Below are 13,013 nucleotides of genomic sequence, written 5' to 3' on the forward strand. Positions count from 1 at the left end.
TTTTTAAAATTCCAAATTATAAAATTCCAAAATCCAAAATTGGAATTTGGAATTTTTATTTTTTTAAGTTTATCAAGCTTGGCTTGATTATGCTTCAGCCAACATTTTCTCTCCAGCTTCGATTGCATCCTGGATAGAACCTTTCAAGTTGAAAGCTGCTTCCGGAAGGTGATCTAATTCACCGTCGATGATCATGTTGAATCCTTTGATAGTATCTTTAATATCAACCAAAACTCCAGGAATACCTGTAAATTGCTCCGCTACGTGGAAAGGTTGAGATAAGAAACGTTGTACACGACGTGCTCTTGATACAGATAATTTATCTTCTTCAGATAACTCTTCCATACCTAGAATCGCGATAATATCTTGCAATTGCTTGTATTTTTGAAGGATCTCTTTTACTCTTTGTGCACAATCGTAGTGCTCATTTCCTAAAATTTGAGGAGTCAAAATTCTTGAAGTAGAATCTAACGGGTCAACCGCAGGATAAATACCTAACTCAGCAATTTTACGAGACAATACTGTTGTAGCATCTAAGTGAGCAAAAGTTGTAGCCGGTGCCGGGTCAGTTAAATCATCCGCAGGAACGTAAACCGCCTGTACAGATGTAATAGATCCTTTATTTGTAGAAGTAATACGCTCTTGCATAGCTCCCATCTCTGTTGCCAAAGTTGGTTGGTATCCTACTGCAGAAGGCATACGTCCTAAAAGTGCTGATACCTCAGAACCTGCCTGTGTAAAACGGAAGATGTTATCAACGAAAAACAATACGTCTTTACCTTGATCAGTTCCGGCTCCATCACGGAAATACTCCGCAATAGATAATCCTGAAAGTGCTACACGAGCACGAGCTCCAGGCGGCTCATTCATTTGTCCGAAAACGAAAGTAGCTTTAGACTCTCTCATTCCTGGCATATCTACTTTAGATAAATCCCATCCTCCATTTTCCATAGAGTGCATGAAATCATCACCGTATTTAATAATACCTGACTCTAACATCTCACGAAGTAAGTCATTTCCTTCACGTGTTCTTTCTCCTACTCCTGCGAATACAGAAAGTCCACCGTGACCTTTTGCGATATTGTTAATCAACTCCTGGATCAATACTGTTTTACCAACACCTGCACCACCAAACAATCCAATTTTACCTCCTTTTGCATAAGGCTCGATCAAATCGATTACTTTAATACCTGTGAATAAAACTTCTGATGAAGTTGATAAATCTTCAAATTTTGGAGCTTGTCTGTGAATAGACAAACCGTTTTCTCCTGTTTTTGGCAAGTTTCCTAAACCATCAATTGCATCTCCAATTACATTGAATAATCTACCATATACGTCTGGACCGATTGGCATTTGGATTGGATTTCCTGTTCCAACTACTTCATATCCTCTACTCAAACCGTCAGTTGAGTCCATAGAAATGGTACGAACAGTGTTTTCTCCAATATGAGATTGTACTTCTAGAACTAATAATGTTCCGTCTTTTTTTGTGATTTCTAATGAATCATAAATTTTTGGAAGTTCAACATCCTTTCCGTTGAAAACTACGTCAACTACTGGTCCAATGATTTGAGCAACTTTTCCTATTACTTTTGACATTACTTATGTATTTATTAAATAGCTATTTAGGTTTATCGAAAATACCTCTTTTTTCAGAGCGCAAAGATAAATTTTTAAAATATAAAATCAATATTTTTTTTATAAAAAATACTACGATTTTGTTTGATTCCTAAAAGTCAGGCCCAAAATCGCCAAAAAAGTATTTTTTAACAAAATAAAAAAAAGCCAACATGGTCTAAAACCAAGTGGCTCTTTTACTAAAAAAAATTGGCTTTATTGTATTACTTTAGGATATAGTATCTGATACTTTCCTAAATTAACTCCTTTTAAGTTTGATCCGTACTTAAGATTGATCTCCTCTATAAATTTATTTGCAATCAATGCATACCCTCTTGGTGACGGATGCACACCATCTAAAGAAAAGGTTCCTCCGGTTACAAACGTCGATGTCATGGTGTAGCCATCTGCAACAATTCCACCACCAGATGACAACTGTGTCATCACTTTCTTTGCATCAACAAATGCTAAGTCGTTAGCTTTTGCGGCAGCTTCAATAGTTATATTATAAGCATCTGTCGCCACTTTGATTTCATCTATTTCGGTTGGAATAAGGACAAACTTGTCCTGTAACGGATAAGTAATTCCAAACTTGTCTAATGGAGCCGGTGGCGCCATTCCAATTCCTGAATTAGTAGCAGTCGGAGCTGTCCCGATAGCCGATCTTGTGGTTAAAAGCACTAAATCTGTTACTGTAGCCTGACGTGCCTGACCAAAAACAGCACCATAAAAAGCTGCGGTTTGCGCACCTACAATAGGCGTAAAAGCAGCCGTAAGCTGTGCTCCCAAATTAACCAGAGATTCATCTTTTATCAACAACGGATTCGGATCTGTTACAGACAACAATGCAATCCTGCCCTCAGCTCCCAATCCCTTTAATACTTTATTCAAAGGTCCGTACAATTGTGCATTAAGCGCATTAATAGTAGCCGTTCCAACAGCAGCATTCCCATTACCCAAAACCGAAATTGTTAATGGATTATAAGGAACTGTTGTAAAATGCGGCAGTGTATTGATATATGGCAAGTTTGCCACAACTCCTTTCTTCCCGTTTTTAGATAATTCTGTTGCCAGATTTTTGTAAACTGCATCAAAAGTAGCAGGAGCAGTAATCGGGTTTGATCCGTCTCCACCAGTTGTAGCATATCCCAAAACATCATTACCACCAATCCACAAAGAGAAAAAAGTAGGATTTTGAGCCAAAGCATCTGCCAAAACAGTTGCGGTAGGCGAAGACGCTATTCTACCGAAATAAGGATTGGCAGTAGCATATCCGGCAAACGCTAAATGCGTTGCTTTTGCACCCGGAATACCCATATTACTAAAAGCTCCGGTCAAATGTGTACTAATATCTGTACCCGAAATACCACTTACCGGAACAGGCGTACTTGTTGCTACATCCAAATACAATCTAACACCAAGTGACGGCACCTGAGCACCTCCCGAAGAAAACCCTCCAAGATTGTCCGCCATAAAAGGAGTTGAGAAAACACCTCCTCCTACTAATGCAAATTGCTGTGCCAGTATATTTGGATAGGCATTTGTCTGACCTGCTTTAAACAAAGCATTATCTGAAAAACCAGCCGCAAAAGAATCTCCTAAAGCTACGTATTTCGAAAAATTAGCTGTCCCCGAGGTCAAGGGCTGTCCATCAGATGAGTTTACTACAGCCGCAGTATCATCATCGCTATTACAGGCCATAAAGGTAATCGAAACCAATAAAAGCCATTTGAAATTTTTTATCATGATTTAGTATGTTTTATAATTATCCTTTTCCGAATTCGAGATTCCAAAAAGCGAATAAAATGTTTGTTACGTCCGTTAATTCAAATTATGGATTGATTGTCCAAGAAGCAAAATACTGTTGGCCGATTAATCCGGCACCAAGTACCTGAGCATATTCTTTTCCTCCAATATTTGCAGCTCCTAATTTTACAACTGATTTTAGTTTTGGAAGTGCATAGTTAATCTGTGCATCAATTACAGTAGCCGATTTGATTATACCATCAGCAAATGTTGATTCCCATTTGTATTCACTGTTCCATCTTCCGCTAACATTAAATCCGAAGTTTTCGAATAATTTCTCATTCCCAACAGATACTTTCACTCTGTGTTTCGGTGTATTGAACCCAGCTTCAAAACTTGGATCTTTTGCCTGATCAAAGTCAAATTGAGCATAGTTGTAATTCACACCTAATTCGTAATCAGCAATTATTTTTTTAGAAAGACCAACACCAAACCCAAACGATTTAATCTCAACATCTGTATTGGTATACAACTGATACGCTCTGTAATTCCCGTTCTGAAGTGCATGAATTGACTTAAGAAACTCAGGATTTGGCACTCCCCCGGAAGCAGTAGGCGAATCTTGCGCAGTACCGTAATATGGCGCCACCACATTTAGATTCCCAATAAAGTGATTATAGATATTGTAATAAGCATTAAGATCAATAGAAACATCATTAATAAAGGAACGATACCCAAGTTCAAATGCCTTAACCTCTTCCGGTTTAACATAATCAACATTTGTTTTTCTCAAAAGCCCTAATGCACCACCAGGATTACTTCCGGCTAATGCACTAAAAGCATTTACAGAACTTGCTGTATATGAATTACCATAAGCATTTTCCCCATTCATTATCGCTGTTGGTCCACCAGCATAAATCTGACCTTGCGTTGTTGAAACACTTAAAGTCTCAGTAAAACGCAATAAATTATCCGGTGCAGAACCTAACAACACCGCATTTCCAACATTAAATCCAATATACTGATCTTGAGTGGATGGATTTCTGAAACCGGTTTGGAATGATCCTCTGAAATTATGATTCTTTTTCTCTCCTCCTGAATAAACCAAAGACACCCTAGGAGAAAGATTACCATCGAAATTTTTTGATTTATCATAACGAATAGAACCCGTAAATTTCAATCTTTCATCTAAAAACTTTTTCATCACCTGTGTATAGGCACCATATTCACTATAATTAATAGGCCCATCTGCATCTGTATAAATCCTACCGTGAGAATTTAACTCATACAATCTATAAGATCCTCCGACTTGAATTTCAACAACTTTTATCAAATCCTTAAAATTATAATTTAAATCAGAATGGTATATTCTTGAATTATCAACCAGTTTTGAACCTGTAAGCACACTCTCATCAGCAATTACCTGATTAAAAGCATTCTTAAACGCTGATGTTCCCGGTAAAAAACGCCCTGTATCCGCAGTAGCTCTTGCAGCTGCATGAGCATTTTCAGGCGTCATTCCCCCTAAAGTTGCTTGCGCATAAGCTCCCGCATACTGACCAAACCAAGTTTTATCATCTTTCCATTTTCTGTTTACATTAATCCCTGTAAATACCATATCATAAGAATGCCCACCATCTTCTGAAGTTGTGTATCCTCTCAAGAAAAAGTTTCTTCCTTTAAATTCGATTTTATGTTGTTGCATAAAAAAGTCATTTAAGTAATATCTATTCGCTCCTTGATAAACCGCATTTCCGGTACCAAATTTACTTTGCCAGATAATTTCTAATCTGTCATCTCCAAAAGGTCTTCCGTGTAATGAAAAATCAATTTTAGTATTTCCGGCCTTGTTGTTGGTAAGATCAATTTCGTTATAACCTGTTCTACTAACATTTGTATTTGGCAACAAATTCACAGCAGCTGCCGGCAATAGACCTAAAGCAGCTAAAGACTGTCCTACGCCTTTTATATTTGTAGAAACTTCGTCTCCGTATACATTTATTCCATCATAGTTAATATTGCTTCTGTCAATTCCTGCAATTGTTTTATCATTATAATTTGTAGCATACCAATCTGTAGCTTCCATATAAGTAAAGTTGGCTTTGGCAGCAAAATATTTATTAAACGCATGCGAAAATCGCACCCCAAAATCGTAGTAATTATTTACTCCTGCAGCATCTTGTGAGGTCATTCCGTATTTAAAATAAGCAGATACCCCTTGATAATTGAATGGACTCTTACTATTCATAAATAAAATTCCGTTAAAAGCATTTGCTCCATACAAAGCAGATGATGCACCCGGCAACAACTCAACACTTTGAACATCTATTTCGGAAACACCTATTAAATTCCCTAAAACGAAATTCAAAAGAGGAGATGAATTATCCATACCATCTACCAATTGCATAAAACGGGTATTGGCTACAGTCGCAAAACCTCTTGTATTGATTGATTTAAAAGACATACTACTGGTATTCATCTGTACTTCTTTCAGGTTTTCCAAACCATCATAGAAAGAAGGAGAAGCTGTTTTCTTAATATCCTGAATTCCCATTCTTTCAATAGTTACCGGAGATTCAAGCACTCTCTCAGGAGTTCTGGAAGCAGAAACTACGATCTCATTCAATTTAGTTTCTTCTTCTTTTAACATTACCTCTATTTTTTGATTCAAGGAGGTTACATTAATTGTTTTAGCCTCAAAACCTACAGCCGTCACTTTAATCGTAAAAGGCGGTTTAGTAGAGACATTCAATTTAAATGTACCATCAAAATCGGTAGAAGCTCCGGTAGAACTTCCAACCACGACAATATTAGCACCTGGGATTGCTTGCCTGTTCGCATCGGTAACAGAACCGGTAATTGAATTCTGCGCAAAAGATATTCCGCTGAAAAACAACATAATTAATAAATAGACTCTCATTTAGTTAGTTTTTGTTAGTTTATACTACCAAAATACAAATAATTTCCATATGTATAAAAAAATGTTAAAATAAACTGATATTCGACATGTTTTAATTGATAATTATGACGATTTAGCAATGCCTTTTATTAAATTAAAATCAAATAATAAACCCTATGCAAAACAATTACTATGCACACATATTATTTTTGAAGGAAAAATTACGGATTTACTAAAAATACACCGTTCAGAAAAAAAATCTGATAATAAAAAAAAGCGAGACCTAAATCTCGCTTTTTTAACATTTAATATATTTTAATCTTTTATTCTATTGTAACTGATTTTATTAGCTACGTGGTTGACTCACATTATTATATATATTTGAGCTTTCTATTTTTTTCCTAACCTTTCAAATTTACCTATTAACTCATTTAACAGTACAACTTCCTCACTATTAATCAATCCTTCTTGCTGGTAGGGTACTATCACATCTATTACAAAATCATATTCACGAATGTTATTAATCTTTTTTCGCTTTAGGATTTTCAACATCTTATTCTCTCGTTTATAAGGCAAGTTTTGCTTTTTTATTTCTTTCCAAAATTCCTCAACACAATTACCACCACCTTCTTGAAAGTATATAAACACATCATTAATCACATATTTCAAACTCTTCAAAGTCTCATATCGTGGTTCCGGGTTTAAAGCTCTTTCTCTACATTCTAAATAAGCTTCTACAAAAACATCTAATGTTTTAGTGTCCCACTCATTAGGTGTATAATTTCTAAAACAATAAATCGCAATATCAATTACCTTACTTATAGCATTCTTTGCATTTATATAACTATCTTTTGACATGTACTTTTCTAAACTAATAAACTTCCCGACTTAATTCCTTACAAAACCTACACTTTTTTAAACATTTCCGCACTCACCTAAGACATCACCAGTTCTTATTTTAATTATTTCAACCTCTCTTATTATACAGCATGATGACCAGATAATAATTAAAAACCTAAATACTCCCAGACATTTTATTAATCAAAAAGAAAACAAAAAAATGCGACAAAAGTTTGCCACAAAAAAAGCGAGACCTAAATCTCGCTTTTCTAAAATCTATATGTTTTTAGTATCTATTCTACTGTAACTGATTTTGCCAAATTACGTGGTTGATCTACATTACATCCTCTCATTACTGCAATATAGTACGAAAGTAACTGCAATGGTATAGTAGTAATTAGCGGAGATAAAGCATCCGAAGTTTCCGGAATTTCGATCACATAATCCGCTAACTCGCGAACCTGAGTATCTCCCTTAGTCACAACAGCGATAATTTTACCACTACGTGATTTAATTTCCTGGATGTTACTAACGATCTTATCATAATGACCTTGTTTAGGTGCAATTACAATTACCGGCATATGCTCATCAATCAAGGCAATTGGACCGTGCTTCATTTCTGCCGCCGGATATCCTTCTGCATGAATATAAGAGATCTCTTTAAGTTTTAAAGCACCTTCAAGTGCCACAGGGAAATTATATCCACGACCTAAATACAAACAGTTTGGAGCATCTTTAAAAGCTGCTGCAATCTCTTTTGCACGATCGTTTGTTTCTAATGCTTCGGCTACTTTCTCTGGGATTATCTCTAATTCCTGTAAGTAGGCATGAAAATCACTATTTGACAAAGTCCCTTTAGCTTTACCTAATCGCAAAGCAATCATTGTCAAAACCGTAATCTGAGTTGTAAATGCTTTAGTTGAAGCTACTCCAATTTCCGGACCTGCGTGTGTATAAGCACCTGCATGGCTCTCTCTTGAAATAGAAGAACCTACCACATTACAAACTCCGAATACAAAAGCACCGTTTTCTTTTGCTAATTTAATAGCCGCCATAGTATCAGCCGTTTCTCCTGATTGAGAAATAGCGATTACCACATCATCTTTATTAATGATCGGATTACGGTATCTGAATTCAGAAGCATATTCTACTTCAACCGGAATACGAGTGAATTCTTCAAAGATATACTCAGCCACTAAACCGGCATGCCAAGAAGTTCCACAAGCCACGATTAAAATACGCTTTGCATTTAAGAATTTCTCAATATTATCCTCAACACCAGCCATCTGAACAATTCCTTCATTTGCATGAAGTCTTCCTCTGTATGTATCCTTAATTACACTTGGTTGCTCGTAAATTTCTTTTAACATAAAGTGATCATAGCCTCCTTTTTCAATCTGCTCCAAATTCATCTGAAGCTGCTGAATGTAAGGATCAACCAAAGAATCATCCTTTATTTTTCTAACTTTAAGTGGTTTATGCAATCTGATGTTTGCCATTTCACCATCCTCAAGATAAATTGCATTTGACGTATACTCAATAAAAGGAGATGCATCAGAAGCAATAAAAAATTCACCTTCTCCAACACCAATAGCCAAAGGGCTACCTAGTCTTGCCGCCACAATTTCATTTGGATTCTTTTTATCAAAAACCGCAATTGCGTAAGCACCCACAACCTGATTTAAAGCAATCTGAACTGCTTTACCAAGCTTGATACCTTCATTTTTCTGCACTTCTTCAATCAGATTTACCAATACTTCTGTATCCGTATCCGATTTAAAAGTATAGCCTCTTTTTATTAATTCTTCTTTAAGAGGTGCATAATTCTCAATAATTCCATTATGAATAATTACCAATTCTCCGGAATTAGAAAGATGTGGGTGCGAATTCACATCATTTGGCACCCCATGAGTTGCCCAACGGGTATGTCCGATTCCTATAGTTCCGTTTGTACTAAATCCTTCTTTAGTCTTAGCTTCAAGATCTGAAACCTTACCTTTTGTTTTACAAAGTTTTATGCTATCCTGGCCGTCATACAACATAACCCCGGCACTATCATATCCTCTGTATTCGAGTCGTTTTAATCCCTTAATAATAATAGGATACGCCTCTCTATGACCTATATATCCAACAATTCCACACATATATATTTATTAATTTGGTTTCGTGTAGTAAACTTCAAGCCTCAACCTTTTAGCCTCAGGAACCGTGGATGTTCCTCCAAACAATACTGTTCCTAACGGACTTATAACGGATGCTTTTGGCGCATCAGTAATAAAATTATTTTTCAATTTCAATTTATTTGAACCGGCCGTACTTATATCTCCGGTAACCACCAAGCCCAATTTAACATTAACTGCCGTAGTGTTTCTTATAATATTTCGAATATGATTTGTTAGCCTGATTTTATAAGTAGTTCCCTTTTTACTGGTAGGATCAACATTAATTATACCACTATACACTACTTTCCCCATCGCTGCTCCACTACCGGTAGCATCTGTTAAATAGTCTAAAATAGGGGTGTTATTTGTTAAATCATACAAATAAATTCTTTTAGGTTCACGAGTACCAGCTGTTGCATCCGGTATTCCAAGCATCTTCTCTGAGTCAATATGAAAAACTAAATTAGCTTCATTAACCATCCATTTTTTTTCTCTAATATCTTTTAAGTTTGAACCAAAATCCTTAAGCTCAATAATAGCGAGTGATCCCTGACCTCCTTTTAAATAAAGAGATTCATCGCCAAGAATTTCATTTTTTGAATCTAATGCGCTTTGATAAGTCGGTACCTTAGCATCATTCAACAAACTTGCTGTTGCACCACTTAGGTTAATAACCATAGATTTATCCTCTGTTGTAGCTTCCGGATCCGTAGTGCTATCCGTTTTCACTTTGTATTTTATCGTAATTTTCCCTTGCGCAAAATTCAACAAAGCCATATTTCCAGGACTACCGCCTGCTTTTTCAACTTTAAAATACAAGCCTTTAAAATACTGTTGAAACACATCTTGCGAAGAAAGATTTGCAGCAGTCGCTTTTAAAATTTTAGTTTTAAAAAATTCCTTATTCAAATTCAGACGCATTTGGGGAATAGCTTTAGTTGTAGTTATCACACCCGTCGTCGGGTCTCTTACATCATCAGAACGCTCAGATGAATCAAAAAAGAACTCCGCATTTTGTGACTTATCGCCACTATCATTCAAAAGTTTACCGCTATTCACCTGATCTTTAAACGTGTTAAAATCAGCATTTTGATCTGTATAGTACAACTGTGCAAACTGAGATCCGTTATCAAAATAAGAAGAACGCATTTGAACACCTGATTCATAAACACTTAATTTAAACTTTTCTCCGGGTTTACCATAAATAGAATCTAACACATAAGTCGTTACACCATTATTAGTACTTGTTGCATGGCTAAAATAAGGGATAGATAGTGTTACCGTTTCAACTTCCGGATTAGGATCCTTACTAATAGTCGGAGCGTAACTCTCAAGTGCAACCTGAGTAGCATAACTCGCTGTTCGCTCTCCAAAAACACCATCGTTATAAATACCTAAAGCACTATTTGTGAATGCATTTGACTGAATCGGGCTAATTTCCTGATCGTAAGCCACAACATCGTATTTTTCAGATTCTAATCCGAAATGATTATCTCCAATCAAATCGTCGCCAATGGCGTTAAAATCTTTGTCACAAGAATATAAAAGAACAACTGATGCAATTAATAGCGTTTTCTTAAAAAAAGAAGTATTATACATGTTTTATAATAATGTTAAAATTTAAAGACCCATACTTTTGTAGAAATTTGTATACGCATCAGCGAATGCATCTTTCGTGGCGAAAGGTAAAAAAGGTTTTCCTGAAGATTCTATAAATTTTGTTAAACTTGAAGATACGTTCGGTGATGCAATAATGACAGCATCAGAATGCAATATACTGGCCTTTAAAATATTCTCATAATTTGGTGTTTCTAAATCAGCTACTGATTCGTGTGGCACACCATCAAATTTCACCTTGTTAATCATTTCCAAATCTAAATTTTCATCAAATGACTGTCCGTAAACAGAAGTCACGATTTTAGTTTCAGAAAACAATGCTTCATTTTTGTAATAATGTTTCATATAAATTGGAAGCATAGCGGCTAACCAACCATGAACATGAATAATATCAGGAACCCAATTGAGTTTTTTTACGGTTTCTACAACTCCTTTGGCAAAAAAGATCGCTCTCTCATCATTATCAGGATACAAAACCCCTTCTTCGTCAGCAAAAGTTGCTTTACGTTTAAAATACTCATCATTATCTATAAAATAGACCTGAATTCTTTCTTTAGGAATTGAGGCAACTTTAATAATCAATGGCATATCCAAATCATTCACTACCAAATTCATTCCTGAAAGTCTAATTACTTCGTGTAACTGATGTCTTCTTTCGTTGATGTTTCCATATCTTGGCATGAAAATTCTTATCTGACCGCCTTGATCATTAATCATTTTCGGCACGTCATAAGACATTAAAGAAACCTCATTTTCAGCCAAATAAGGCACGACTTCAGATGATACATATAATATCCTCTTATCTTTCATAATAGTATTTTACTTAATTTTTGGTAATAAAAACGTTGCAAAATTACAAAATTTTATGCAGTTATTAACTAATATATTATGTTTGCACTAAATTTTAATAATACCGACATGCATATTTTCTACGGTAAAGTAGCTTTGATAGCCTATTTAAAAACTATCAAAACCACAAATTCGACCATCGGATTTGTACCAACAATGGGCGCTTTACACCAGGGGCATCTGGCTTTAATGCAGAGATCTCTTAAAGAAAACGACGATACTGTAGTTAGTATTTTTGTAAATCCAACTCAGTTTAACAATCCTGAAGACTTGGCAAAATATCCTAGAACTCTCGAAGAAGACGTCAAAAAAATGCGTGTTCTGAGCGACAAAATAATTCTATATGCTCCGTCTGTAGAGGATATTTATGAAGGTGAAACGGTTTCTCAGCATTTCGATTTCGACGGATTAGAAAATCAAATGGAAGGAAAATTCAGACCCGGACATTTTGATGGAGTCGGAACAATTGTAAAACGCTTGTTCGAAATTGTAACCCCGACAAATGCTTATTTTGGAGAGAAAGATTTTCAGCAATTGCAAATCGTCAAAAAAATGGCAGAAAAAAACAATATGCCGGTAAATGTTGTTGGCTGTCCTATTTTCAGAGAAGACAATCAACTTGCAATGAGCTCCCGAAATGAGCGTTTAACACCGGAAGAAAGAAAAGAAGCTGCCCTAATTTACAAAACTTTGACAGCAGCTAAAGAACTTTTTCAAACCAGCACTCCCGAAGAAACTATTGCCTTTGTTGAAGAATCTTTCCAAAACAATGAGCGGTTTACCTTAGAATATTTTGTTATTGCTGATGAAGCTACCTTATTACCTATCGACCACAGAAATAAAGACAAAAACTACCGCGCGTTTATAGCGGTATTTGTTAATTCTATAAGACTGATTGACACCATTTCATTAAATTAAATTACCTTTGCACCATGCAAATTCAAGTTATAAAATCCAAAATTCACCGTGTGAAAGTAACGGGAGCCGATTTAAATTATATTGGCAGTATTACTATTGACGAAACACTACTGGAAGCTTCAAACATTATTGAAGGCGAAAAAGTAGCTATTGTAAATATCAATAATGGCGAACGCTTTGAAACTTATGCTATTAAAGGAGAACGAAATTCAGGTGATATTACCCTGAATGGTCCTGCAGCCAGAAAAGTTCAAAAAGACGATATCATCATCATCATATCTTATGCAACCCTGGAATTTGAAGAAGCTAAAACCTTCAAACCGTGGATCATTTTCCCTAATGAAAACGATAATTCGCTAACCTAA

Annotated in this window: 9 protein-coding genes; 2 read left to right on the forward strand and 7 right to left on the reverse strand. The window is 35.7% G+C overall.

From position 1 onward, the window contains the following. Positions 1-87 precede the first annotated feature (87 nt). The 7 genes from atpD to LNP23_RS03865 all read right to left on the reverse strand — a co-directional run bounded on the left by atpD (position 88) and on the right by LNP23_RS03865 (position 11,691). Positions 88-1,599, reverse strand: coding sequence for a F0F1 ATP synthase subunit beta (gene atpD, locus LNP23_RS03835; RefSeq protein ID WP_047777068.1), 1,512 nt, complete (start codon positions 1,597-1,599; stop codon positions 88-90). Positions 1,600-1,833: 234 nt separating this feature from the next. Then, positions 1,834-3,363, reverse strand: a complete 1,530-nt coding sequence (locus LNP23_RS03840) for an SGNH/GDSL hydrolase family protein (protein ID WP_230003851.1) — start codon at positions 3,361-3,363, stop codon at positions 1,834-1,836. A gap of 85 nt (positions 3,364-3,448) precedes the next feature. After that, positions 3,449-6,283, reverse strand: a complete 2,835-nt coding sequence (locus LNP23_RS03845) for a TonB-dependent receptor domain-containing protein (RefSeq protein WP_230003853.1) — start codon at positions 6,281-6,283, stop codon at positions 3,449-3,451. Between the two features lie 369 nt (positions 6,284-6,652). Further along, positions 6,653-7,120 carry a hypothetical protein gene (locus LNP23_RS03850; protein ID WP_230003855.1) on the reverse strand — a complete coding sequence of 156 codons (468 nt, stop codon included), beginning with the start codon at positions 7,118-7,120 and terminating at the stop codon, positions 6,653-6,655. 275 nt (positions 7,121-7,395) lie between these two features. Then, complete coding sequence (gene glmS, locus LNP23_RS03855) at positions 7,396-9,246, reverse strand: glutamine--fructose-6-phosphate transaminase (isomerizing) (protein WP_230003857.1); 1,851 nt, start codon at positions 9,244-9,246, stop codon at positions 7,396-7,398. 9 nt (positions 9,247-9,255) lie between these two features. Next, complete coding sequence (gene bamH, locus LNP23_RS03860; RefSeq protein WP_230003859.1) at positions 9,256-10,863, reverse strand: BamH family beta-barrel-assembly machinery protein; 1,608 nt, start codon at positions 10,861-10,863, stop codon at positions 9,256-9,258. A 21-nt stretch (positions 10,864-10,884) separates the two neighbouring features. Then, positions 10,885-11,691: a glycogen/starch synthase gene (locus LNP23_RS03865; RefSeq protein ID WP_230003861.1), complete on the reverse strand. Its 807-nt coding sequence runs from the start codon at positions 11,689-11,691 to the stop codon at positions 10,885-10,887. Positions 11,692-11,769: 78 nt separating this feature from the next. Between LNP23_RS03865 and panC the strand changes: the two genes are divergently transcribed. Both panC and panD read left to right on the forward strand, forming a co-directional pair. Further along, entirely contained in the window at positions 11,770-12,648 is an 879-nt protein-coding gene (panC, locus tag LNP23_RS03870) for a pantoate--beta-alanine ligase (RefSeq protein ID WP_230003863.1), read from the forward strand. 14 nt (positions 12,649-12,662) lie between these two features. Beyond that, positions 12,663-13,013 (forward strand): aspartate 1-decarboxylase, encoded by a 351-nt coding sequence (gene panD / locus LNP23_RS03875; protein WP_047777048.1) that lies wholly within the window; start codon positions 12,663-12,665, stop codon positions 13,011-13,013.

The sequence above is a fragment of the Flavobacterium cupriresistens genome (assembly GCF_020911925.1).
GTDB classification, from domain to species: Bacteria; Bacteroidota; Bacteroidia; order Flavobacteriales; family Flavobacteriaceae; genus Flavobacterium; species Flavobacterium cupriresistens.